Raw genomic sequence first — 25,066 nt, 5'->3', positions numbered from 1 at the left:
TAAACGAACTATATTTCTCTTCGTAGTACTGGATTATTGCGAATTTAACAAATGTTATTTGTTTTTATAGCTATGAATGTTGTTTTGTTCGTCTGTTAGTATGTCCTTAGTTAATGAAGGGGCTTATTATGTCTAAATCACTTTTTCAACCTATTCAACTCGGTCAGTTGACCTTAAAAAACCGAATAGTTATGCCACCGATGACTCGCTCTCGAGCGAGTCAACCTGGCGACGTCGCTAATGAAATGATGGCGACGTATTACGCTCAGAGAGCCAGTGCAGGTTTAATTGTCTCCGAAGGAACACAAATTTCCCCAAATGCAAAAGGCTATGCGTGGACGCCAGGTATTTACACACCTGAGCAGATTGAAGGCTGGCGTAAAGTAACTCAAGCAGTGCATGCAGAAAATGGCGCAATTTTTGCGCAGCTGTGGCATGTGGGTAGAGTCACTCACCCAGATAACATTGGTGGTGAGCAACCGATTTCGTCATCAGCGTTAAAAGCGGAAAACGTAAAAGTATTCGTTGATAATGGCAGTGATGAACCTGGTTTTGTTGACGTCGTCCAGCCTAGAGCAATGACAAAAGCGGATATTCAACAAGTCATCGCAGATTATCGTCAAGCGGCATTGAATGCCGTTGAGGCAGGCTTTGATGGTATTGAACTGCATGCGGCGAATGGTTATTTGATCAACCAATTCATAGACTCCGAAGCTAACAGCCGTACCGATGAATACGGTGGTAGCCTGGTAAATCGTCTTCGTTTTCTTGATGAAGTTGTTGCAGCATTAGTTGAAGCGATTGGCGCTGACCGTGTTGGGGTGCGTCTGGCTCCTCTGACCACCTTAAATGGTACGGTAGATTCGAACCCTATCGAAACTTATACCGCTGCCGCTGCGGTACTAAATAAGCACGGTATCGTTTATCTGCATATCGCTGAAGTCGATTGGGATGACGCCCCTGATACGCCAGTCTCTTTCAAACGTGCCTTACGTGAGGCTTATCAAGGCATTTTGATTTACGCAGGTCGTTATAATGCGGAAAAAGCGGAACAAGCTATTGATGACGGACTGGCTGATATGATCGGCTTTGGTCGCCCTTTTGTTGCGAATCCTGATCTTCCTGAACGTCTACTTCATGGTTACCCGTTCGCAGAGCACGATCCAAACACCTTGTTTGGTGGCGGTGAAAAAGGGCTTATTGATTACCCAACGTATAAAGCTTAAGGGGGAAGTATGTTTAAGGTATTTAAAGGTCACGGACTCGAGACTAGCAACCGTATCGCTATGGCGCCGATGACTCGTTCACGCACGTCTCAACCTGGTGATGTACCAAACGAGATGATGGCAACCTACTACCGTCAACGTGCTAGTGCTGGTTTGATTGTCACAGAAGGCGCACCTGTCTCAGCCGTTGGTCGGGGCTACTCTATGACGCCAGGCATTTATACTGAAGAACACATTGAAGGTTGGAGAAAAGTGACCCAAGCTGTTCATGAGGAAGGGAGTAAGATATTTATCCAACTCTGGCATGTTGGGCGTCGTAGTCATTCTGATATTTCAGGAACGCAACCCATTGCACCATCAGCGATCAAAATTCCAGATCAAGTATTCGGCCCACTACCTGAAGGCGGGTTTGGGATGGTAGAAACTGAGCAACCAAAAGCAATGAGTGCAGATGAAATCCAAGCTACCATTGCCGATTTTGTTCAAGCAGCAAGAAATGCTATTGAAGCGGGGTTCGATGGCGTTGAAGTACACGCTGCACATGGTTACTTGTTCGATACCTTTTTACGCTTAGAAAGCAACCAAAGAATTGATAAATATGGTGGCAGCCAAGAGAATCGTATGCGTTTTTTGGTTGATACATTACAAGCTCTTACTAACGAAATTGGTGGTGGGAAAGTTGCCGTTCGTTTGTCTCCTCATATCGGAGAAGGTTTTGCAGGAGATGACGCTGAAATTGTTCCACTGACGTTGGCATTATTGGAAAAACTGCAACCGATGAACCTTGCGTATGTGCATTTTTCAGAAAACATTTCGCGTTATGTAGAGGTGCCTGAAGGATTTCGTCAGCAGGTACGTCAGATTTACACTAATCCGATAATGGTTGCAGGAAAATTAACAAAGCAATCTGCACAACGCTTACTTGATAATCAGTATGCTGATTTCGTTGCCTTTGGTACCCCTTTTGTAACGAACCCAGATTTAGTCGCCCGTTTTGCTCATGATTTGCCACTGGCTGAGTTTGATGCCGATGCTAGGTTGACCTTATATGGTGGCGGAGAAGAGGGCTACATCGATTATCCTACTTATCAGGCCTAATATATCAGGCATCAAGTACAACTCCTCGGTGCCTTATGTTTTTCAATAAGCGAACGGAATTTAGATGGAACAATATCCAATTTGGCAATATCAAACAGAGAAGCATAGCCTTATTTTAGGTAAGGCAGAAAGCCCACAGTTAGCTGACAATGAAGTTTTAGTGCAAAACAAAGCCATTGGTATTAATCCTGTAGATTGGAAATTTATCAAAGCAAACCCTTTGAACTGGCCTAATGGTCATGTCCCTGGTGTTGATGGCGCAGGGGTTATTGTACAAGTCGGTGCAATGGTTGACACGGATTTAATTGGGCGTCGAGTGACGTATCATTGCTCACTAAAACGAAATGGCAGCTTTGCTGAGTGTACGGTTTTAAATGTTGAGCGAGTGATGATGCTGCCCGAGAACCTAACATTTGAACTTGCAGCAGCACTACCTTGTCCCATGCTCACTGCGTGGCAAGCATTTGAAAAAATTCCGTCAACCCGACAAAGAGAAGTGCTTGTTGTTGGTTTTGGGGCGGTTAATAATTTGCTATCTCAGATCCTTGTTAATGCTGGCTATGTCGTTGATGTTGTGTCAGCTAGTCTTAGCGAAGAGCGTGCAATAAAGCTAGGTTTTCGCCGAGTTTATAGAGAGCAATCACAAATTGACATGAAATACTTCGCTATTTTTGATGCGATCAGTGGACAAAATGCGGCCCATTTAGTGCCACTATTAAGAGCCAATGGACATATTGTTTGCATTCAAGACCGCATCCCTGAACCAATTGACCCTCCATTTACTCGCACTATTTCTTACCACGAAATAGCACTAGGAGCCTTACATGATTTTGGTGATAAAGAAGATTGGCATGTATTAATGCAAAACGGTGAAGCGTTACTTGAACGTATTTCAAAAGGTAGTGTTGAAGTTGGTTTACCAGTTACTTTTAAATTTGAACAATTGCTTGATGCATTGGAAAATAGCGAAGTTACTAAACAAAAAACGGTAATTATATTAAGCTGAGCGACATTGAGCACGTTATTTTTATGGGGCCATTTCGTTGGGTCCCTTCAAGTTTTGTGTTAGTTTAGTTAATGAATAGTGTAATTATCTCAATAAAACTAAATTAAGTTCTTATTATAAACGTCTTATTATCACTTTTTATTCTATGCTATATATTGCAAGTTAAATTGTCATATAAATCTTTTTTATAATCTAAAGAAGAGTTGGCTAATATCGAGGAATACATATGATTCGACACATTTTGCTTCTAAGGTTTAATCAATCAGCAGAACTACCAGAAATAAATAGGTTAAAGGATGTTTTTACTTCATTACCCAACAAGATCGAGGGCGTTCTCTCTGTTGAGTGGGGAGAAAATGATAGCCCTGAGGGCAAGAATCAAGGTTACACACATTCTGTTTTGATGACGTTCGTTGATGATAAAGGTCGTGAAAATTATCTATATCACCCAGAGCATGATGCTCTCAAAAAAGTGTTTCACCCATTACTTGATGAGATAGTTGTCTTTGACTTTACAGTCTAGTGCTTAAAAGTCAGCTATTTAAAATCAAAATTTCGCCTAATAAGGAGTCATGTCTGACCGGTGCTAACATCTAAAGTCATAAAAAAGAGAACCACTGTCCATTTGTTTTTAATGTTGTGTATTTTTTGCCGGATACGATTATCCGGCATTTTTTCAATTGGTGATGTAATGATTCATATATTAGTTAAATTGGTTGTAAAACAGGAAAGCGTGAGTGAGTTTTCCGATGCCCTAAAAAAACTAGTTACTGAGAGTAATAAAGAACTAGGAGCAATAAGATACGAAGCGTTTAAAGCAGATGAAGTGACATTTTTTATATTTGAGGAATGGGAATCTATTGAAGCATTGAGTGAACATGAATCTTTACCACACTTTTTGCAATTTGGTGAAATATCCAAAAAATGGTTGGATAACGTTGAACTGTATAAAGATGCATCACCTCTCAATTCTTTTTAGAAAGAATAATTTTAAACCATATATCTAACTGTATTAATTCCGACTAGATCTGACACTTCAATTTGAAAAGAAGAGAGTTACCCACTTTGATTAAAGGTGCTCAATCACTAATCAAAGACACAAAGAGGTAACTCTCATGTTTCATACTAGCAATCCAATCATCAGATACAAAGCGGGCCTTCTTAATCTTACAGAAGAACTCGGAAATGTATCTAGAGCCTGTAAGGTTATGGGAGTATCAAGAGACACTTTCTACCGTTATCAAGAGTTGGTTGAAACGGGTGGTATTGATGCTCTTATTCACCAGAGCCGAAGAACACCGAAGTTAAAGAACCGTGTTGATAATGAAAGTGAGCAAGCCGTTATCAAATACGCCATCGACTTTCCAGCTCATGGATAAGTCAGAACGAGTAATGAATTACGTAAACTGGGTGAGTTTATCTCTTCAAGTGGCGTAAGCTCAATCTGGCTTCGCAATGACCTGAAGAACTTCAAGAAACGTCTTATCGTACTGGAGAAACAGGTCGCTGAGAACGGTATTATCCTAACGGATGAGCAAGTCGCGGTTCTTGAGCGCAAGAAGCACGACGATGAGGCTTGGAAGCTTTGGAAGAAGCTCTGAAACATTACTGATAGCTTACTCCACTTCCCGAGAGGCTGAGCTTGAAATTGGAAACTATATGGTGTTTTATAATGAGCAGCGGAATCATCAAAGCTTACACTTACACTTAAATGCTCCCACTCCTGACAAAGTTTATTTCGGTAAACAAAGGTTCGCTGCATGCGCTAGATTAGTCACTTAAGATGTTTAGCTTATGTGTCTAACTTCTGGGTGTAGTGTTTCCCTCCAATATAGTTCTTGGCGCGTTGAGCTCCATTTTATGTTTTTGGCGAAAGGGGCTACAACAGCACAACTGTGCCGTTCAAAAATCACTAACGAAAGAACCTTACGAATCCCCTCATAATTTCTATATAAAACAATGAGTAGACGCGCATCGCTCATTCTGATCTAATGAATTTCGCCAAAAACACACCTGATTAAATGGATTTAATAGGGAATCCTAACGATGCGCGACATTCAAATTCTACAGCAAACTCTCGAGAATCAATGCCCTGACATTCACAAAAAACGACTGAGATCTCTGATGCTTGCAACCAAAACTGTACTCGACGGCTCTGATCTCACATTGACCAAAATTGGGCGCGCACTCGACACCGATACCACCGTAAAGCATGCGATTAAACGTATCGACCGATTGCTCGGTAATCGCAACCTACACCGTGAAAAAGACGCCATTTATAGGTGGCATGCGTCCTTTATTACCCGTGCCAACCCTTTTCCTGTGGTGCTCGTTGATTGGTCAGATGTTCGCGAGCAGCTACGTTATATGACATTGCGCGCTTCAGTCGCCGTTAAAGGTCGAGCCGTCACGCTTTATGAGCAGGCGTTTGAATACAAAAACTACAACTCTCCAAAGAGCCATCAATACTTTCTCGATAAGCTTTAAACGCTCCTGCCCGAAGGCTGCACTCCTATCATTGTCTCGGATGCTGGATTTAGAAATACATGGTTTCGGCAAGTCGCCAACAAAGGTTGGTTCTGGTTGGGACGCGTACGTGGCGAAGTCTCGATCAAGTGTGGTGATGCACCTTGGCAATGGAACAAGACCTTCTATCCTCAGGCAACTGACACGCCGCAGTTTTTAGGGGAAAGCCAATTAGCACGGCGTTCGCCGCTCACATGCTTTGCCTACTTATACAAGAGTCAACCTAAAGGCAGAAAACCCCATCGACACAACCGAACCTGCCAAAAGCATTCAGCAGGAAAAGTATTCCACAAAGGTGCAAAAGAGCCTTGGCTTCTAGTAACAAACATCCCCAATCAGGCATTGAATGGCGTTAAAATCACTCGCTTATACGCCAAAAGAATGCAGATTGAAGAGTCGTTTCGAGATCTAAAAAGCCCCGCTTACGGATTGGCACTGCGCCACAATCGAACTCGCTGTACGAATCGTATCGATATCCTGCTGCTCATGGCGCTAATGGCAGAAATCATCATGTGGTGGAATGGCTTAATCGCCATGCAAGCTCAATGGCACTATGACTTCCAAGCCAACACCACCAAACATCGCCGAGTACTATCCATCCCTAGACTGGGTAAAGAGGTACGTTGTCATCGGAGATACCAAATAAAAGGATCCCAATATCATTGGGCTATGTTGGAATATCAACGTCTCACACACACTTGTGGCTTAGGTGAATTATGAGGGGATCCGCCAGCGAAAGAACAACTCGTCCTAGTTTTTGCAGTTAAATCGTACTTTGTATTAGTTAAAGGCACGAGCTAACGTGCCGCTACCTTTGCATAAATACTTAATGGAATGAGTGCTGACAAAGGCAGATTCTCCTGCTTTTAGATATATTTGATCCTGCTGGTTGGAAATGGTCACTTTTCCTTCAATACAAAATAGAATCTCTGGACTGCGAACGAATTGTATGATGTTTTGATTTGCGACAGGTACAACTTCAAATCCAAAATCGTCAACAGGAATTGGGTAGCTTAATTTCCCGTTTTTATGGATGGGATCAAGTTTTATATGTGCTGGATCAATGGGTATAAACGTCGTATTTTCAATCAGCTCTGGCACATCTATGTACTTTGTGGTTAAGCCTGCGCGTAGCACGTTATCTGAGTTCGCCATAATCTCTAAGCCGGTGCCTTGAACATAGGCGTGTGGTGTTTCCGCATGCAAAAACATAGCTTCACCTGGTTCAAGCTCAATAGTGTTTAGCATCAATGGTGAAAACAAACCGATATCATCGGCATAGTACTGACGAAAATCTTTAATATAACCATAAGCCTCACGAGCCATCGCTGTTTTTGCTGGGCGCTCAAGACTCGTGTAAAGCTCTTCCAGTGCTTGTTGCTTGCGTTCACCTTCCAGAGACATAATTGCAGAAAAAAAGCCTTTGAGACCGTCACTGTTTGGAGACGCTCTTAATGCACTGATTTCTGCTCTAAGCGTTGTAATATTCGCGTGCTCAAACAAAGTTAAAATTTGTTCTATTGGCCTGAAACCATTCATCGCTTTGTAAAAGGTCAGCGCATAAACTAGCTCTGGCTTATGGTTTGGATCTTTGTAATTACGGTTTGCCGCGTTAAGCGGAATACCTTGTTCATTTTCACGAGCGAAACCCATTTCAGCTTTGCTTTTGCTTGGGTGAACCTGGATCGAGAGTGGCATTTCTGCGGCCAACACTTTAAACAAGAAAGGCAGCTCGCCAAATCTTTCCTTTGTATAGTTTCCCAACGATTGAACTTTGTTTTGGTTTATTACATCGGATAGCAATTCATGGGTTTCGGCTTTGCGCGAACATCCGTTTGGGTGTGCGCCCATCCAAATTTCAGCTTGGGGTGAGTTGTCAGGGTTTTCTATACCAAAAAGTTCTTTAATCGCATCACGACTGCCCCAAGAATAGTTTTGAATGGTATTCTCAAGCTTAAAAAATAAATTTTTCATAGTGCAATCCTCTTTAGATTAACGTTTTACCTAGTTTGAGAGTTGCGTTTCTCAACGACTGAACTTTAGCTTTGCTTATTACATCGGATAGCAGTTCATGAGTTTCGGCTAGTGAAAATACGTTTGGGTGTGCACCCATCCACGATTCTGCTTGCGGTGAATGTCTGGGGTGTCAATATCGAACAATTCTTGCAAGGAAGTAACGTTCCCCCATTTATTGCTATGAATGACGTTGCTCAGTTTATATATTGACATGCTAAGTCTCTCTATTTAAACGTTAGCCATTCAAGTTGAACGGCTAACGTTTGGTTTTATTACTCTACATCCAACAACCATTTTTGAGCTGGAGTTAAGCGGCTTGCAGTGTGTTCAGTTAACCACTTTTGCTGATCTTGTTGCGCTTCATCGTCTCGGTCGATATACAGACCGTGAAGAACACGGCGGCGCGTTCCTGCGTAATTAATTGTTCCGCCATGCCAGGTGTGAGCATTGAAAATCATCACGCTGCCAGCCGGGCACTCTAGATAGATTTCGTCAGGGTGTGCGCTTTCGACATCATATAAAACTTCTTCAGGTAGCTCTGGACGCAGATGAGTGCTAGGGATAATTCGTGGAGCGCCGTTTTCACGAGTTAGGTCATCAATCGCCCAAATAGAGTTAACTAAGTGAACCTTAGGAAAGTCGGGGCGCGGCTTTTTCCAATCAGCATGAAGGGGTTGATGACCACAGTCTGGATGAGCTTCCCGCGCGTTGAGGCTAGATATTTTAAACGCGCCACCAAAGATGTGTTTACAGGCTGCTAGAACAAGTGGGTGCGCCCATATCTTTTCCCACACCGTGCCTTTGTTGATTAGGTTAGCTACTCTTGTTACACCTTCTTCTTGGTGATGTTCAATCGCCAAGTTTTCGCCTTCTCGTTCAACGAGCATGTCGATAGTTCGGCGCATTTCTTCGAGCCAATCTTTATCGACTACGTTGTGAATTACCGTGAAACCTAGGGTGTCTAGCTCATGAATCATCTGTGGAGACAGTTCAAGATCTGCACCGAGCGCTTTTAAATGCGTTTGAGCGGTTTGTGTCATGTAGGGTACCTTTTAATATTATTTCTAGTGGTGACTTCAACAAACAAAATAATGGACATTGCGGGCTTTATAAGTAGGGGAATTGTTCGAAATACTGGATATTTGTTGACTGTTGAATAAAGTGTGATTTAGCACATATCCTTAAGATTATCGCTCGCATATCTTGTTGTAAGTTAATAACTACAATGCTTTAAGGCATAATCATCCTACGCTTGGGTGTAGTGACAATTCATACAGATAATCAATCATGCTAGACAAAACATATTTATTAGAAGCACTTGAATATTATGCCAACCAGACGGAAGCGATCAGCGATGTCTACTTTGCTGGCAATCTGCCGACACCTCCGCCTTTGGCTTATCAGGTTCACTTTCCTCGTGTAGAAATGGTGCTAGTGGGCGAGTTGGATATGGAAGTGGGCAATAGCATGGGCGTTGATACCCAGTACACGCTAAAACAGGGTGGCGTGTTGTACCTGCCTGCGGAAAGCTGGAATAAGCCTGTGTGGAATAAGCCTGTCGTGACGCTAACTGTTATGGCGGGTAAGCAGAGCTTTGGTATGAGTTTATTGAGTTGGGATGGTGAACAGTTTGACTCCGCGATTAAAGAGAGTGTCCTTCGTCGTGGCCCTCGTATTGGTACCTTTATCCTCAATGCTATTGAAGAGCTGATCAAGCAGCCTGAGAGTCAGGGTACTAAGCGTCTATTGGTTGGTTCACTGTTTAGCCATATTCTTGATCTGATTGAACGTCCAGTTGAGACGCCATCTAAAAGTCATGCGCTATTCGAGGCGGTGAGGGAACATCTTGAGCAACACTATCATGAGCCGTTAACGCGTGAATCGGTGGCTCAGCATTTTTATGTGTCGCCGAACTATTTGTCTCAGCTGTTTCAGAAAGAGGGGCAGCTTAAGTTCAACGAATATTTAAACCATGTCCGTTTAGAGCGTGCTAAGTACTTGTTGATTGAATACGATATGAAGGTCAAAGAGGTCGCGCATCGTTGCGGATTTAAGGATAGTAACTACTTTTGTCGAGTGTTTAGAAATCAAACTGCACGCTCACCATCGGAGTATCGCGCGCAGTATCTTAGCTCAAGCGCTACACGTGCAGATTAGAGGATAAGCTCTGCATTAGGTGGCGCGTTGCGTATTTTTTCAATCGCCTGAAGAACTTCGACGCTATTTTTTAAAAAATGCGCTATGGAACAACGTACAATTCGCGTTTGGCTGAATCGCTCGACACCGTCAATATTGATATCGGCAATAATGACCGCAACATCAGCTTCTGCGATATCAGACTCTTCAAGTTGGTTTTCGCTCCCCAGTGCTCCTTGAGTTTCAACTGAGATTTTATATCCCGCTTTCTTACAGGCTTTTTCTAGTGCTTCGGCAGCCATGTAGGTGTGTGCTACGCCACTGATGCACGCAGTAACTCCAACGATTTTCATAATGCGGTCTTTTATTAGTTATACCAATCGAGATAAATACCTGATTAGTATTATATGTTAATGCCCAACGATTGTAATATCATTGGGCATGCGATTGGTTTCAATTTGTGTGTTTTATAATCCAGTGACCAAAAACTAAGGACTAGATCACATTATAGTACGTCTAGCAACGTGGTATCTTTCCCATAAACACCTTCCCAATCAGCCACAAAGCCTGCGACACCAGAGTCTGTTAGTGGATGAACCAACAGTTGGTCAAACACGTCTGGTGCAATCGTAACTGAATGTGCACCTACTAGAGACAATTGATGCACTTGCTGCACGTTTTTAAATGATGCACCGAGAACTTTAGCGTCCAAGTTATAAGTGTCGATCAGTGCCACCATCTCAGCAGCAACATTCACACCATCGCTACAGATGTTGTCTAGACGGTTTACGTAAGGGGCTAGAAACTCCGCGCCGGCAACTGCTGCCATTAGCGCTTGCTGAGGAGAAAGGATAGCCGTTGCGGTAATACGGATGCCTTCTGCGTGGATAAGCTTCATCGCTTTGATGCCCTGAGGAGTTGCTGGCACTTTTACGATGATGTTGTTATCAAATGCCTTCAGAGTTTTAGCTTCTTCAAGCATTGTCTCTGCGTCTTTACCCATCACTTGGGCATGTAGCATACGTTCTTCACCAATACACTCACGGATATCCAAAAGGATCTCTTTGAGAGGGCGGTTCTCGTTAGCGATAATGGATGGGTTAGTCGTTACCCCAGCCAGTGGGTAAAGATCTACCGCTTTGCGAATTGCGTTAAGGTCTGCGGTATCTAGCATGTAAATCATGGTATTGCTCCTAAATTGGGCTAGGCTACGCCCCGCGTAGCCAAACAAACTTAAATAAAGTGGAATTCTTTCAGACACTTGGCAATGGCATCTTTACTTTCAGTAAAGACCACCCCTTGGTCGGCGAGTTTGCTTGTGTCTAAGCGTACATCGCGTGTTTTTGGTGCATCTGCTGCTTCTAACAGTTCATTTAGACGCTCTTGTTGGCCTAATTCTGTGAGAATATGCTCTGCAATCTCATAACGGCTTGCTGGGTTATGTGCACCTGTGTGGTAGGTACCGTATGGAATAGTGAAAATTTTCGGGAACTGTTCGATAAGCTCGTGAACGTAAGTTAGACCACGGAATTCATTGCGACGCTCTTGCATCACCTGTCCGTTAACTAGCGCTTGTAGTGTGTTCCAAACCACGTTCGGGTTGATGGTCGTGTTACGCTCAGGAAGGCCAAATAGCCAGGTAAAGCGCAGTACCCACATATCTTCGAGAATACTTGCTAGCTCCTTCTCTGCCTCTAGTTTGTTCTGACCGTATACGGTATCTGGCACTGGTTGGTCTAATTCGCTGTATGGACCTTTCTCTGGGTTACCGTTAAACACTTGCTCCGTGGAGATAAACACCAGCTTGGCACCATGCTCTTTACACGCTTTTGCTACGTTGATTGCGCCTTGAACATTAACCTTGTGTGCAACATCAGGATGCTTGTTACAGAAGTCTGTCACCGCAATCGCCGCAGCGTGGATCACGTAATCTGGTTGGAAGTCAGCAAAAGTAGCGACGACCGCTTGGTTGTCTGTGATATCGAGTTGTTCAACGTCTAGGCCAAGGATTTCAAACTCGCCTTGGTAGCGGTTGATAAAACGAGTACCGAAGAAGCCTTTTGCGCCAGTAATGAGTATTTTCTTAGTCATGTTTATCCTCCAATGATGACGTGGTAGCCTTGTGCCGCAACGTGTTGGCGTATGCTTTCCACCTCTGATTTACTCGGAACCGGAACGTCTTCGAGTAGATACTCCATCCCCAAGGTTTGGTATTTGTTTGCGCCATATTGATGAAATGGCAGTAAATGAATTTCGCTAAGATTGAACGGGCGTAAGAAGTTGATCACCCGGTCAGTGTTAATTAGGTCTAAGGTGTAACCTGGGATGAGGGGTAGGCGAGGGATGACGTTCGTCCCTTGCTCTACCAATTGGCGGAAGTTGTCTAAAACCAAGTCCAGATTAATCCCAATCACGGTTTTGGCCCGTTGTGGGTCCATGATTTTAAAGTCAAACAGCACTTCATCACACAACTGACCAATTCTGAGTAGTTGCTTGGTGTTGCCGTGCCCCGAGGTTTCAATCGCGGTTCTAAATCCCATCGCCTTCAGTTTACTGAGTAACTCGATAGCAAATTTAGGCTGAGTTAACACCTCACCACCTGATAAAGTAATGCCGCCATTTGAAGTGTTGAAGAACACGTCATCCTTGGTCACTTCAGCAACAACTTCATCTAAGGTCATATCTGTGCCTACTTGCTCCCAAGCGCCACTTGGACACTCATCAACATCCATAGAACAGGTTTCACAATCAATGCACTTGGACTCTCGCCGCAAGTATGTAGTGCGGTGCGAACGCGACTCAGGGTTAGCACACCATGGGCAGCTTAATGGGCAGCCTTTAAAGAACACTACGGTACGGATACCAGTGCCGTCGTGCAGCGAGTAGCGCTGGATATTGAATATCCGACCGCTGCTCGCTTGATCTTTTGGCGTTGAATTACAGTTCATGTGCGGTTCGGCGAATGATGTCATCTTGAATCTCTTTCGATAATTCAACAAAGAATGCGCTGTAGCCTGCAACTCGAACTACCAGCCCGGCGTAATCTTCAGGTTTTTGCTGCGCTTTCTTGAGCGTTTCCGCATTGAGCACATTGAACTGAACGTGTTGTAGTTTTAGCTTCATAAACGCGCGCAAGAAGTCGGACAGTTTGCTTAGCCCTGATTGACCTTCTAGGGTTGCAGGAGTGAACTTAACGTTGAGTAGGCTGCCGTTCGAAAGTAGGTAGTTGTCTAGCTTACTTACGGATTTCAGTACCGCTGTAGGGCCAAGTTGATCTTTACCCAACATAGGTGACAGGCCACCATCTGCGAGCTGTTCTCCGGCTAAACGGCCATCTGCAGTCGCGCCAACAACAGCACCTAGCGGTACGTGAGCTGAAACAGTGTAAGAGCCAGGTGTAAACTGACCACCGCGTGGGTTGTCATACTTCTCTACCTCTTTACAGAACAGGCGAAGAAGCTCAGAACCCATATTGTCGACCTCATCAATATCGTTGCCGTACTTCTCGTATTTGTTCATTAAGCGAGTGCGAATCTTGTCACCTTCAGGAACATCAAAGTTGGCGTTTAGAACGTCAATAAATTCAGCAAAGCTCAGACGTTGCTCTTCAAAAACAAAGCGTTTTAGTGCCTGTAGTGAATCTGATAGGTTGGCAATACCGATACCTTGCACGCCAGAGAAGTTATAGCGAGCGCCGCCGTAAGTGATGTCTTTGCCGTTCTCGATACAGTCGCTAATGAATGATGACAGTAGGGGAACTGGAGCCCAGTCACGGTGGCCAACATCACAGATGTTAGAGCCTTCAACCATGAGTTTTACGTAGTGCTTAATGTCAGTGCGAATTTGCTCAACCAAGTTATCAAAGCTGATATCTGGATTGTCTTGATTGCGCTGCATGGTGAGTTCCATCACTTTGAGCAGGTTGAACATCGCAATGTCATGCAGGCCGTAAGTCTTACCTGGGATAGATAATTCAACGCAACCAACTACCGAGTAATCACGCGAGTCTTCCAGTGAAACACCACGGTTCAAGAAGGCAGGAACGACGACTTCATCGTTGAAGATCTGCGGGATACCGGTACCCAATCGAATGGTTTCAGCGGTCTTCATTAGGAAGCCCCGGTCAATGAACTCATTAACGCGTACACCAAGGTTTGGTTGTGGCAGTTGTACGCTTTGATACGCGTCTAAACATAGGCTAGATAGTGGGTTAACCGCACTTTTACCTGTGTCAGTCAGTCCGCCAAGTAAGATGGTGTAACCGGTAGGGAAACCTGCGAAGAACTTAGCACTGCCAGAAGAGCGTAGCAGAACGATATCGTTGGTTTTAATCCATAGGCTTTCTAATAGCTCTTTTAGGAATGCCGGAGATTCTCCTGCATCAATAGATGCTTGATAGAACGGCATCATGTACTGGTCAAAGCGACCTAAAGATAGTGAACTTGCATTAGATTCGTATTGCAGAACAATGTTCATGTACCAAAATAGCTGACATGCCTCGTAGAAACATTGCGGCTTACTGGTAGCGATCTTCTGAGAAATATTAGCGATTTTGACGAGTTCTGCTTTGCGCTCTGCATCATCACACGCTTCTGCCATATTCTGTGCAAGATCAGCGTATCGGTAGATATGACGAATTGAGGCTTCTAGCAATAGCACCACAGATTGATAGAACTCATTGTCTGGGTTACTTAACGCTAGGCCTTGCATCTCATCCAGCAGTGAACCTAAGCCGTGCTCTAACAAGCGATCAAAGTCGATGATGATATGACCTTGGCCTTTATCTGTTTGGTTGACGCTAAAGATCTTTTGCGCCACGGCATCTTTAACTTCAGATGGGATTTGTGCGTTGATGAAATCTTTCATTGAGCGTTTTGACCAGTAAGCCAATAGCTCGTCACGGTAAACGGCTTTATCTTGTTCTGAGATAAAAAACTTATCTTGAGGGCGAGTAGCGAAGATATCGAGCTCTTTCTCAATCCAGTATGGGTCCATCTCTGGAGAGACAATACCTGCGCGCGCTTTCACTGTGCGGTTGCCGGCAATCAACTCATCTTCACGGATAGAAATTTCGACATTATCTAGAACATAAGCGGTGGCTTTTGCACGACGAATAAGCGTGTGTTCACCTTCAGTTGTTTTATGACTTTCTGTGTAAAGCAACGCGCGCTCGAGTGAGATTTCACGTTGTGATTCAAACAGTGCTGACTTGAGGCGTTCAATTCTTGGGGTGCTCATTTGCGTGGCTCCTTGCATTACCAGTAATACGGTTGTTGAGCGTTTTGGGGTTTTGAATATTTATAACGAAGTCACCGTGTGCGGATTTCTCAGCGGCGGTCACTTTGGTATCACTACTCGTTGGTGTTAGGCGTCCCCTCCAAGGAGGAGGGGAGTGAGCCTATAGAGGAAAGTGTTTAATGCTATCTTAAGCCGTTACATTTGCTAGATGAGCTTCAATCTTATCCATTACTGCTGCAGCTCGTTTAACCGCGTCGCTAACACCGATACTCACTACTGTTTTACCTTCAAAACGTTCGCTGTTTTTGATGTCGATGTCTTTAGTTAGGATAACAACGTCAGCGGCTTCAATGGCTGCAGCAGTCAGTTCGTTTTCGATACCGATAGAGCCTTGAGTTTCCACTTCACACGTCCAGCCTTTTGCTTTTGCTGCTGCGTCGATCGCTTCTGCTGCCATGTACGTATGTGCTACACCTGATGGGCATGCTGTTACTGCTACGATACTAGTCATAATTTGGTTCCTTAATATTCAGCCTGGAGAGCAAGGCGCTAAGTAAAAGAGAGCGCGCCTTGCAAGTTTTGATAGGGTTTGTCGATTAACCGATTTTGATATCTAGGTCTAAGTCGTCAGATTCTTCGTTTGTCTCTTCAAGCACCGGGCGACGTGCCTTTAGGAAATTAACCAATAGTGCAGTGACGATTGAGCCAACGGCTAAAGCTGCGATAAATCCGATGCGTCCATCAACAACTGGTAGAACAATTAGGCCGCCCCAAGCTGCGTAGCTTTCTACACCGATTACTGCTGCAGTTACTGCGCCAGCTGCGGTACCGATCATGATCGATGGGATAACACGTAGTGGGTCGCCAGCTGCGAACGGGATTGCGCCTTCAGTGATACCCATAGTACCCATTAGGATTGATGCGCGACCTGCTTCTTGCTCACTTGAGTCGTACAGTTTCTTGTTGATGAAGGTTGCTAAGCCCATACCGATAGAAGGAACCGCTACTGCGACTGAAGAGATACCCGCTACGTTGTAGATGCCTTCGCCGACACACAAGATAACGAATGCGTAAGCAACTTTGTTAACTGGACCACCCATATCGAAAGCGATCATACAACCCATGATGATAGCAAGTACCACGATGCTTTCATTCTGCATGCTCTTTAGGAAGTCAGTTAGCGATGCTGTTGCGGCACCAATTGGCTCACCAATACCCCATACAATAGCGCCTGCTGTGATGAAGGTACCAATGATTGGAATAACAAAGATCGGCATGATGGAGCGAGCAAACGCGGGTACTTTTATCTTCTTCAAGTAGAAGACGACGATACCACCGAGTAGACCAGCGAAGATCGCACCGAAGAAACCAGTGTTGTACATGTTAGCGCCAATAAAAGCGGCGATGGCAGAAGGTGCTAGCGCTGAACGGTCCGCGATGGAGTATCCGATGTAAGCCGCTAGGATTGGCACCATAAGTTGGAAACCAGCCACACCAATGAAGAATAGGTCGTGTAACCATGTCCCTTCTTCTGGAACGGCACCTTCACCATACATCATAACTGACGCAGCAAGTAGGATACCGCCAGCTACCACAAATGGGATCATATGAGATACACCAGTCATCAGATGTCTTCTGGTGTCCTTCAAAATTGTGATTAAATCATTCATAGACCTCTCCTTGGGTCAAATTGTAAGTATTGAATCTGTTTCACGTTGGTTTAGCTGCCCGGGTTTTGAATCTAATATAGTGAGCATTTGTGCTGTCTAGTTAGAGGATTTTTATGCTATTTACTGGATAATTGTTAGAGTGAAGGCAAAGTTTGATCTCCATCTACATTTTTGTCCAGATTAGCGCTAGATAGTCTGGTTATGGTTTTTGTTTATTAAAAACAATAATTTATTTGATTTGTTTCTGATTTTTCTATCATTTAAAGTGTTCTGGTTCACAAAATGGATAGTAAATTTGATTTCGTTCACACTTAATTCCTGATAATACAAAAATCCAGTAATTAGTATTTTTGTCCAATGGCTGGAGTGTGATGATTTGTTATTGTTGTTACATCAACTCGGGCCTATCGCCTAGCAGTACAAGGACAATATGTAATGAAAACTTTCTCTTTCTCTTGCGAACTACCAAACGGTGTTCACGCTCGTCCAGCGAGTCATGTCGAAGCGCTTTGTAACCAATTTTCTTCTGACATTACTTGGCAAAATAAACGCACAGGTATGAGTGGTAACGCGAAGAGCGTTCTCTCTCTTATTGGCACTGATACGCTTCTTGGTGATGAGTGTTTAATTACCATTGATGGCCAAGATGAAGAGTCTGCCATTAACCAGCTTAAACAGTTCATCGTTAATGAGTTCCCACACTGTGACGCACCGTTACAAAACAATGAGAGTGCTGACGATGCTGAACTAGCACCGCTACCGCGTAATTTCTCAAATCTAGAAGTGGCAAATGAGCGTGGCCGTGCAGTGAGTGAAGGTATTGGGCGCGGTACCCTTACTATTATGGGGGCGGTTAACTTCGACAGTCTAGATAACCTTCCACCTGCGTTAACGCTCAGTGAAGAGCAACTGCAAATGCAAAATGGGTTGGAGTCAGTGATTAAGTCGATTTCAATTCAACTCAAAGCTGCTGAACATACCGAAGGGGAAGTGCTAAAAGCTCACCTTTCAATCGCAAAAGACGAAGAGTTTCAGCAAACCATCACAGGTAACTTGAGTGAAGGTCAAAGCTGTGCAGATGCTATCATCTCAACCGCAAAACACTTTGGCGAGATGATGAAGAACTCGTCTAGCAACTACATGCGTGAGCGTGAGTTAGACATTCGCGATGTTTGCTATCAACTACTGCAAAGCATCTATGGCGACGAGCGATTTGCTAGCCAAACTCAGCTAAATGAGCCAACAGTATGTCTGGCTGATGATCTAACGCCAAGTCAGTTCCTTGAGCTAGACAAATCTCTGCTTAAAGGCTTGATTCTATCTCACGGCGGCAGCACTTCGCACACTGTCATCTTGGCGCGCTCTTTCGCTATCCCGACGATTGTTGGTTTAGATGCGGCTAAGTTAAGTGAGTTTATGGGTAAGCAGGTGATTGTGGATGGTCACTTAGGTGCGGTAGTGACAGATATTACTGAGCCTGTAGAGCGCTACTATGCTCAAGAGCAAAAAGTAAAAGAGATTGTGGCGACACGCCAAGCAAAATACCGTGACTTAGCTGCGACAACGGCCGATGGCAAAGTGTTAGAAGTAGCAGCGAACATTGCTCACTCAGTAGAAGCGCCACAAGCCTTTGCTCACGGGGCGGAAGCTGTAGGTCTGTTCCGTACTGAAATGCTCTATATGGACAGAACATCTGCACCAGACGAGAACGAGCTGTACAACATCTTCTGCCAAGCTTGTGAAGCGGCGAATGGCAAATCTATCATTATCCGCACCATTGATATTGGTGGCGATAAGCCAGTGGATTACCTCAATATCCCGGCTGAAAACAACCCATTCTTAGGCTACCGTGCGGTTCGTATCTACCCTGAGTTTATTGAGATGTTCAAAACTCAGCTGCGTGCCATCTTACGCGCATCGGCTCATGGTAACTTGAAGATTATGATTCCAATGATCTCGTCAATGGAAGAGATCCTTTGGGTGAAAGATGTACTAGCAGAAGCGCGCCAAGAGCTGCGCAAAGAAGAAGTTCCTTTTGCCGAGCGCGTGCCACTAGGCATAATGCTTGAAGTTCCTTCCGTCGCTTTCATTATCGACCAGTGCTGTGAAGAGATTGATTTCTTCTCAATTGGTTCAAACGACCTGACTCAGTACTTAATGGCGGTTGACCGCGACAACGCTAAGGTTGCCAAAAACTACAACAGCTTGAACCCTGCATTCTTGCGCACCCTTGATCATGTAGTACGTGAAGTACATCGCCATGGTAAGTGGATTGGCTTTTGTGGTGAGCTAGGTGCGAAAGGTTCAGTTCTGCCACTATTGGTTGGCTTAGGCTTGGATGAAATCAGTATGAGTGCGCCAAGTATTGCAGCAACTAAAGAGCGAATTTCTAAGCTAGATAGTCGTGAATGTCGCCAACTGCTTAACCGCGCAATGGAGTGTCGCACTGTTCAGGAAGTCGAGCATGTTCTTGCTCAGTTCCGCATGACTCAAACTGAGGCACCTATGGTGTCGAAAGACTGCATCAGCCTTGACCGAGAACTGCGTAGCAAAGAAGAAGTGATTAAGACGCTTGCCGACAACTTGTTTATTACTGGCCGTTGTCGTTACCCGAATAAATTGGCTGATGACTTATGGGCTCGCGAGGATGTGTTCTCTACTGGATTAGGGTTTGGTTTTGCGATTCCTCATACCAAGAGTGAGCATATTGAGCAGTCTGCAATCAGCGTGTGTCGTCTAGCGAAACCAATTGCTTGGGGCGATGAAGAAGCACAGTTCATCATCATGCTGACTCTGAATAAACACGCTGCTGGTGACCAGCATATGAAGATTTTCTCTAAACTTGCGCGCAAAATTATGCATGCAGACTTTAGGGAGCAGTTAATGACTGCAAGCAATGATACTCAAGTAGAAGCACTGTTGAAACAAGAGCTTGAGCTCGCATAAGTTACCCCCGTTTATGCTTTGGCTGTGGCGCTCTCCGGAGTCACAGCCTTTTTTATAAGGATCATTTGATGCAAACAATTAAAGTCGGTTTAGTTGGCTTCGGTATCTCGGGGCAGTGTTTTCAAGCGCCAATTATCAGCGATTGTCCACAGTACGACCTTAGGGCGGTTGTCTCTAGCAAAGAAGAGAAAGTTAAAGCTCAACTTCCTAATGCAGAGGTTTATCCTAACCTCGAAACCATGCTTGAACGCGCCGACATTGAACTTGTCGTGGTCTCGACTCCTAATCACTTACATGTGCCGCAGGCGATGGCATCACTGCAAGCGGGTAAGCATGTGGTGGTAGAGAAGCCGTTTTCCGTCTCATACCAAGAGGGTAAAGCGCTGCTAGATATTCAGGCTACCTCGGGCAAGGTACTGACGGTTTATCAAAGTCGTCGTTTTGATGGCGACTTTATCACTATCAAAAAGCTGATTAGTGAAGGCAAGCTCGAAGGTATTCATACCTTTTATTCCAGCTACAACCGATATCGACCAGAGGTCAAAGTTCGTTGGCGTGAACAAGACGTTCCTGGTGCGGGCATTCTTTATGACTTGGGCGCGCACTTAATCGATCAATCTATCGCGCTGTTTGGCACCCCTGATGAGGTAACAGGCATATTGCGCAATCAGAGGCCGGGAGCAGAGGCTGTCGACCACTTTCATTTAGTGCTCCACTATCCAGAGCGCGAAGTGATTGTCCATGGCAACTGCTTGAGCACGACAGAAGGGCCAAGATTTCAGATTTTTGCCAACAATGGCAGCTTGATTAAATATGGCATGGATAGCCAAGAGGATTTCCTGCGCGAGAAGAAAGGACCGAGCACTCTAGGTTGGGGTAGCGAAAGCGAAGATCTTTATGGTCAGTATACAGATGCAAACGGCGTTCATAGTCTTATTGCGACCGAACTCGGTTGTTATCAAAACTTCTATCATCAGTTGGCCGATGCTATTCGTCATGGTCATCCTGATCCCGTTCCCGCACAAGAAGCTTTGAGTGTTATTGCTGTGATCGAAGCGGCTTATTTAAGTGCTAAAGAGAAGCGTCGAGTCAAATTACAGGAGCTACTATGATTACCGATCTAAACCAACTATTGGCGCAAGAAGCTGAACTGCAGTTCGAAGCGTTTAACAACCAAACTGCCTGGGAACTGGGCAGCTTGATTAAAAGCCGTGCTGAGGCGAAGCAGGTTAACGTGGCTATTGAGATCGTCCGTAACGGCCATCGTTTGTTTAGTTTTGCCATGCCTGACACGGCTCGTGACAATCAATGTTGGATTGAGCGCAAGCGCAATGTGGTCGACCGTTACGAGCATAGCTCTTGGTATATGGGTCAATACTACAAGGCAAAAGGCAAAACCATTGATCAAGCATCCTTAGTGGATGCCAAAGAGTTTGCTCCCTACGGTGGTAGTTTTCCTTTGATTATTCGAGGTGTAGGTGTGGTTGGCTCTATCTCAGTATCTGGCCTTCCTCAGTATGAAGATCACAAGTTAGTGGTAGATACCATTACTGAGTATCTGGCAGGTGAAAGGGCGTAACTATGGACATATTACAAAGGGCACGTGATGTAATCGCCCAAGAAGCGGCTGCTATTGCTAGTATCGAAGTTGATGATAACTACGAGAAGGTGGTAAGGCTAATCTTAGAGTGTGACAGTAAAGTCATTTCCACTGGGATAGGTAAGGCGGGATTGATTGCAAAAAAGATGGCTGCGACGTTAAGTTCAACGGGTAGTCCGGCTGTGTTCCTCCACGCAGCGGAAGCCGCTCATGGTGATCTTGGCATCGTCAATAGCAACGATATCCTTATCGCCTGTTCAACCAGTGGTAAATCGCGTGAGGTGATTGAGATCTTAGAGTTGGCTCGCCACCTTGGCGTCCGACACATTGTTGGTATTACCTCGCATCCAGACTCAGAGCTTAGAGCGCATTGTGAATATGTGCTAAACATGGGGCAGCACAAAGAGGCGTGTCACCTAAACCTAGCACCTACAACCACAATCGCCGTGATGCTGGCGATTTGCGATGCGATTTCAGTGTCTGTTTCACAAGCAAAAGGGTTTACCAAAAAAGAGTACGGCCTTAGGCACCACGGCGGCTACTTAGGAAGAGCGTCGCGAACCAACAACAATTGATTGCGTGACATCTCAATATTGGCAAGATCGCACATTTCTCTAGTTTATCGAACATCTAACCTACATATCGCAGCGCGTTGATAACTTAAACTATTTACAAATCCATAACAATTCATGCTTTGGGGTGCTTGCCCCTTGAGGTTGAGATTCCTTAACCAAGTATATTCCATATAAGGAGGGCAATTTGAATCCGATAAAATGGGTTAGCGTGACTCTAAATCCTGCGATAGACCTGTCTGCTGAAGCGGAAGATTTTTCGGTTAATCAAGTTAATATCGTCAAAGAGCAGCACCGCTGCGCCGCCGGCAAAGGGATAAATGTCGCTAAGGTGATGTCAGATCTTGGTGCATCAGTCACTTTGACAGGGTTCCTTGGCCACAACAATCAAGAGTTGTTTGATGAGATGTTTGACGCTAGTGGGCTAGATGCGCAGTTTGTTAGCGTGGATGGGACCAACCGAACCAATATCAAAGTCCACGCTAGTAACGGAGAAACAACCGACATTAATTTTGGTGGCTTTTTCGTATTGCCTAATGATATCGAACGGCTTCATCGCAAGCTTTTAGAGCTGGCTAGCGACCATGACGGGTTTATTTTCGCCGGTAGCCTGCCTGAAAATATTGATGAAAGCGTAGTTACTAGTTGGATGCAAGAGCTAAAACATCTCGGCAAAAAGGTCGTTCTTGATAGCAGTAAAGCCATGCTCAAAGCGGGTGTTTCTGCCCAGCCCTGGTTGATTAAGCCTAACGAAGTAGAAGCCTCTGAACTTCTTGGCCGTGCAGTTGACTCAATCGAGGATGGCGTCACTGCCGCCCAAGAGTTAGTAGAGTTTGGTATTGATAATGTTCTAATTTCTATGGGTGAGAAAGGGGTAATTTGGGCGACTGAAACAAAAGTATTACTTTCGACGCCTCCGACGGTTGAACCTGTCAGCACCGTTGGGGCTGGTGACTCTGTGGTCGCGGCATTCTGTTGGGCGAGTCAGTTTGACAATCCACACAGGCAGATTGCGAGTGCGACAGCGATAGGAGCCTTGGCGGTATCTCAAGTGGGGGTTGGCGTTGCCTCGATTAATTTACTTGATGAAATGCTCAAGCAAGTTCTTGTACGGCAATACGTGTTGTAAATGACATATGGGGCCAAGTATGACATTAAGTGATCTTGCTAAGTTAGCTGGAGTGTCTAAAACGACGGCGAGTTATATATTAAGCGGCAAAGGTGACCAATATCGAATCAGTTTACCCACGCAGAACAAAGTATGGGCATTAGCTGAGCAGCATAACTATCGACCTCATATTACTGCTAGAGCGTTACGTGGCGGCCGAAGTCAACTGGTTGGCGTTGTATTACCTAACCTTTACGAGCCAAAGGCAATGACATGTTTGGCGAGAATAGAAAAACTCTCCCGAGAACTTGGGTATCGTCTTCTCGTCAGCTGCAGTGAATCCTCAGATACGAGTGCGGAAGATTTGTATCGCGATATGTTGCTGCACGTCGATGTTGCGGTCTGGATAACTCAAAAACAAAACGAGTTAGGCCTACAAACTGAGGTGCAAGTGCAATATCCAAGAGCAGACCAACAGACCATTAAGTTGATGGAAGCTACTATTCGTAAAAAGGAAAATAGCAGTGACTTCGCTATTCTAAAGCGGTCAATTGGATAGCATTATTCCTACTAACAGCTGTGTCACAGAACACAAATTAGTGTTCAAAAATACTATCGAGTGAAGATTTGTACTATTCCCGCAGGATGAATTTGTTGTTCAAATGGAAGTAGAAACAGTATTTAAATCATTATCATAAGTAGAGGTGAATTATGATCACAACGACAGTATTTCCTGGACGCTATGTTCAAGGTAAAGGTGCAAGAAAACTTCTTGGTGAAGAGCTTCAACGGTTTGGAGACAAAGGTTTGATCATTTGCGACCCGTTTGTGTATGACAATATCTTGCCCGAGTTTGAATTCCATTTAAGCCAAGTAGAGGTGGATATAGTCTCTTTTTCTGGAGAGTGTTGTGATCAAGAGATTTCTCGATTAGTCGATCGCTTAAAGAGCAGAGGTGGACAGTTTGTAGCGGGTCTTGGTGGCGGGAAAACCATTGATACAGCTAAAGCAGTCGCGCACTTTGCTGAAGTAGCGGTCGCTGTTGTACCTTCTCTCGCTGCCAGCGATGCGCCATGTAGCGCGCTTTCGGTTATTTATACACCGCAGGGTGAATTCGATCGTTATTTGATTCTGCCACAAAACCCTAACCTTGTTTTAATCGATAGTGAAGTTATTGCTAAAGCACCAACCCGCTTGCTCGTCGCTGGAATGGGCGATGCACTAGCAACGTGGTTTGAAGCCCAGTCATGTCAGCAAAGCTTTTCCACCAATATGACGGGACGACTAGGCTCGATGTCAGCGTATGCACTGGCTGAACTCTGTTACAACACTTTGCTTGAGTACGGTCAATTGGCCAAAGTATCCAATGATGAAGGGGTCGTAACGTTGGCACTTGAACGTGTGGTTGAAGCTAACACACTACTTAGCGGTTTGGGCTTTGAAAGCGGTGGTCTTGCTGCATCACACGCTATTCATAATGGTCTAACTGTCTTAGAGCCTACCCATCAATATTTGCATGGTGAAAAGGTTGCGTTTGGAGTTCTCACTTCACTGTTTCTAACCGGTAAAGATCCGCAGACTATCGCGAAGGTCTATCAGTTCTGCGAGATAGTTGGTTTGCCGACTACTTTAGCGGATATTGGCTTGGAGAGTGTTGAAGATGAGGATTTACTTCGCATTGCACAAGCAGCGTGTGCACAAGGTGAAACGATTCACAACGAACCTAACCCAATCAATGTGGATTCTGTTGTAGCGGCAATTAAGTCTGCCAACGCAGAAGGACGTCGGCGTAAAGCTAACCAATAAGAACAAAACACAATCGATATTCTAGCGGTATTAACTACTATTTAATCTATTCATCTTACTTGTGAACGAGATGAGGCTCTACTTTTAGCTGTCTCTTATACACAAGTCCCCAAGCCAT

At 44.7% G+C, this 25,066-nt stretch carries 23 protein-coding genes and 3 pseudogenes; 16 read left to right on the top strand and 10 right to left on the bottom strand.

All coding sequences use genetic code 11. The features are described from left to right. Window positions 1–128 precede the first annotated feature (128 nt). The 8 genes and pseudogenes from VEJY3_RS09115 to VEJY3_RS24480 all read left to right on the top strand — a co-directional run bounded on the left by VEJY3_RS09115 (window position 129) and on the right by VEJY3_RS24480 (window position 6,576). Entirely contained in the window at window positions 129–1,226 is a 1,098-nt protein-coding gene (locus tag VEJY3_RS09115) for an alkene reductase (RefSeq protein WP_014232170.1), read from the top strand. Window positions 1,227–1,235: 9 nt separating this feature from the next. After that, window positions 1,236–2,324 (top strand): alkene reductase, encoded by a 1,089-nt coding sequence (locus VEJY3_RS09110; protein ID WP_014232169.1) that lies wholly within the window; start codon window positions 1,236–1,238, stop codon window positions 2,322–2,324. Between the two features lie 64 nt (window positions 2,325–2,388). Continuing rightward, complete coding sequence (locus VEJY3_RS09105) at window positions 2,389–3,330, top strand: alcohol dehydrogenase catalytic domain-containing protein (protein ID WP_014232168.1); 942 nt, start codon at window positions 2,389–2,391, stop codon at window positions 3,328–3,330. Between the two features lie 226 nt (window positions 3,331–3,556). After that, entirely contained in the window at window positions 3,557–3,853 is a 297-nt protein-coding gene (locus tag VEJY3_RS09100) for a Dabb family protein (RefSeq protein ID WP_014232167.1), read from the top strand. Window positions 3,854–4,021: 168 nt separating this feature from the next. After that, window positions 4,022–4,309 carry a putative quinol monooxygenase gene (locus VEJY3_RS09095; protein ID WP_014232166.1) on the top strand — a complete coding sequence of 96 codons (288 nt, stop codon included), beginning with the start codon at window positions 4,022–4,024 and terminating at the stop codon, window positions 4,307–4,309. 136 nt (window positions 4,310–4,445) lie between these two features. After that, window positions 4,446–4,907, top strand: a pseudogene (locus VEJY3_RS09090) (helix-turn-helix domain-containing protein); the annotation flags it as partial. Between the two features lie 22 nt (window positions 4,908–4,929). Continuing rightward, window positions 4,930–5,112, top strand: a pseudogene (locus VEJY3_RS26180) (hypothetical protein); the annotation flags it as partial. 264 nt (window positions 5,113–5,376) lie between these two features. After that, window positions 5,377–6,576, top strand: a pseudogene (locus VEJY3_RS24480) (IS4 family transposase). 60 nt (window positions 6,577–6,636) lie between these two features. On the opposite strand, the gene manA reads toward VEJY3_RS24480, so the two are convergent. The 3 genes from manA to VEJY3_RS09070 all read right to left on the bottom strand — a co-directional run bounded on the left by manA (window position 6,637) and on the right by VEJY3_RS09070 (window position 8,912). Further along, complete coding sequence (manA, locus tag VEJY3_RS09075; protein WP_014232164.1) at window positions 6,637–7,830, bottom strand: mannose-6-phosphate isomerase, class I; 1,194 nt, start codon at window positions 7,828–7,830, stop codon at window positions 6,637–6,639. 13 nt (window positions 7,831–7,843) lie between these two features. Continuing rightward, on the bottom strand, window positions 7,844–7,969 hold the full coding sequence (locus VEJY3_RS25965) for a hypothetical protein (RefSeq protein ID WP_148263128.1): 126 nt from the start codon (window positions 7,967–7,969) through the stop codon (window positions 7,844–7,846). 175 nt (window positions 7,970–8,144) lie between these two features. After that, complete coding sequence (locus VEJY3_RS09070; RefSeq protein WP_014232163.1) at window positions 8,145–8,912, bottom strand: phytanoyl-CoA dioxygenase family protein; 768 nt, start codon at window positions 8,910–8,912, stop codon at window positions 8,145–8,147. Window positions 8,913–9,159: 247 nt separating this feature from the next. Here VEJY3_RS09070 and VEJY3_RS09065 point away from each other — a divergent pair, with 247 nt between their 5' ends. Beyond that, the gene (locus tag VEJY3_RS09065; RefSeq protein ID WP_014232162.1) at window positions 9,160–10,029 is read left to right on the top strand and encodes an AraC family transcriptional regulator; all 870 of its coding nucleotides are present in this window, start codon (window positions 9,160–9,162) and stop codon (window positions 10,027–10,029) included. On the opposite strand, the gene VEJY3_RS09060 is transcribed toward VEJY3_RS09065, so the two are convergent. The 7 genes from VEJY3_RS09060 to VEJY3_RS09030 all read right to left on the bottom strand — a co-directional run bounded on the left by VEJY3_RS09060 (window position 10,026) and on the right by VEJY3_RS09030 (window position 16,916). Continuing rightward, window positions 10,026–10,361 carry a PTS fructose transporter subunit IIB gene (locus VEJY3_RS09060; RefSeq protein WP_014232161.1) on the bottom strand — a complete coding sequence of 112 codons (336 nt, stop codon included), beginning with the start codon at window positions 10,359–10,361 and terminating at the stop codon, window positions 10,026–10,028. The two genes, VEJY3_RS09065 and VEJY3_RS09060, sit on opposite strands and share 4 nt — an antisense overlap. A 152-nt stretch (window positions 10,362–10,513) precedes the next feature. After that, window positions 10,514–11,191, bottom strand: coding sequence for a transaldolase family protein (locus VEJY3_RS09055; protein WP_014232160.1), 678 nt, complete (start codon window positions 11,189–11,191; stop codon window positions 10,514–10,516). Window positions 11,192–11,241: 50 nt separating this feature from the next. After that, window positions 11,242–12,099, bottom strand: coding sequence for an NAD(P)-dependent oxidoreductase (locus VEJY3_RS09050; protein WP_014232159.1), 858 nt, complete (start codon window positions 12,097–12,099; stop codon window positions 11,242–11,244). A 2-nt stretch (window positions 12,100–12,101) separates the two neighbouring features. After that, window positions 12,102–12,980, bottom strand: a complete 879-nt coding sequence (locus tag VEJY3_RS09045; protein WP_014232158.1) for a [formate-C-acetyltransferase]-activating enzyme — start codon at window positions 12,978–12,980, stop codon at window positions 12,102–12,104. Further along, complete coding sequence (locus VEJY3_RS09040; RefSeq protein WP_014232157.1) at window positions 12,946–15,246, bottom strand: formate C-acetyltransferase; 2,301 nt, start codon at window positions 15,244–15,246, stop codon at window positions 12,946–12,948. The genes VEJY3_RS09045 and VEJY3_RS09040 overlap by 35 nt, the downstream gene beginning before the upstream one ends. Before the next feature lie 187 nt (window positions 15,247–15,433). Further along, window positions 15,434–15,757 carry a PTS fructose-like transporter subunit IIB gene (locus tag VEJY3_RS09035; RefSeq protein ID WP_014232156.1) on the bottom strand — a complete coding sequence of 108 codons (324 nt, stop codon included), beginning with the start codon at window positions 15,755–15,757 and terminating at the stop codon, window positions 15,434–15,436. Window positions 15,758–15,842: 85 nt separating this feature from the next. After that, window positions 15,843–16,916, bottom strand: coding sequence for a PTS fructose transporter subunit EIIC (locus VEJY3_RS09030; protein WP_014232155.1), 1,074 nt, complete (start codon window positions 16,914–16,916; stop codon window positions 15,843–15,845). A 435-nt stretch (window positions 16,917–17,351) separates the two neighbouring features. Here VEJY3_RS09030 and ptsP point away from each other — a divergent pair, with 435 nt between their 5' ends. The 7 genes from ptsP (at window position 17,352) to VEJY3_RS08995 (ending at window position 24,948) form a co-directional block, all read left to right on the top strand. Then, a complete protein-coding gene (gene ptsP / locus VEJY3_RS09025) occupies window positions 17,352–19,862 on the top strand; it encodes a phosphoenolpyruvate--protein phosphotransferase (protein ID WP_014232154.1) in 2,511 nt (836 codons plus the stop codon). 68 nt (window positions 19,863–19,930) lie between these two features. Next, window positions 19,931–20,974, top strand: coding sequence for an oxidoreductase (locus tag VEJY3_RS09020; protein WP_014232153.1), 1,044 nt, complete (start codon window positions 19,931–19,933; stop codon window positions 20,972–20,974). After that, entirely contained in the window at window positions 20,971–21,441 is a 471-nt protein-coding gene (locus VEJY3_RS09015) for a heme-degrading domain-containing protein (protein WP_014232152.1), read from the top strand. Before VEJY3_RS09020 ends, VEJY3_RS09015 begins: the two co-directional genes overlap by 4 nt. Before the next feature lie 2 nt (window positions 21,442–21,443). Then, on the top strand, window positions 21,444–22,037 hold the full coding sequence (locus tag VEJY3_RS09010; RefSeq protein ID WP_014232151.1) for an SIS domain-containing protein: 594 nt from the start codon (window positions 21,444–21,446) through the stop codon (window positions 22,035–22,037). A 184-nt stretch (window positions 22,038–22,221) separates the two neighbouring features. After that, entirely contained in the window at window positions 22,222–23,163 is a 942-nt protein-coding gene (gene pfkB, locus VEJY3_RS09005) for a 1-phosphofructokinase (RefSeq protein ID WP_014232150.1), read from the top strand. A 19-nt stretch (window positions 23,164–23,182) separates the two neighbouring features. Further along, window positions 23,183–23,701: a LacI family DNA-binding transcriptional regulator gene (locus VEJY3_RS09000; RefSeq protein WP_014232149.1), complete on the top strand. Its 519-nt coding sequence runs from the start codon at window positions 23,183–23,185 to the stop codon at window positions 23,699–23,701. Between the two features lie 152 nt (window positions 23,702–23,853). Then, complete coding sequence (locus VEJY3_RS08995; protein ID WP_014232148.1) at window positions 23,854–24,948, top strand: glycerol dehydrogenase; 1,095 nt, start codon at window positions 23,854–23,856, stop codon at window positions 24,946–24,948. The last annotated feature ends 118 nt before the right edge of the window (window positions 24,949–25,066 follow it).

This window comes from Vibrio sp. EJY3, from assembly GCF_000241385.1.
Taxonomy (GTDB): domain Bacteria; phylum Pseudomonadota; class Gammaproteobacteria; order Enterobacterales; family Vibrionaceae; genus Vibrio; species Vibrio natriegens.
Note: the sequence above shows the minus strand (reverse complement) of the source record. Positions and strands in the feature narration are given on the sequence as shown.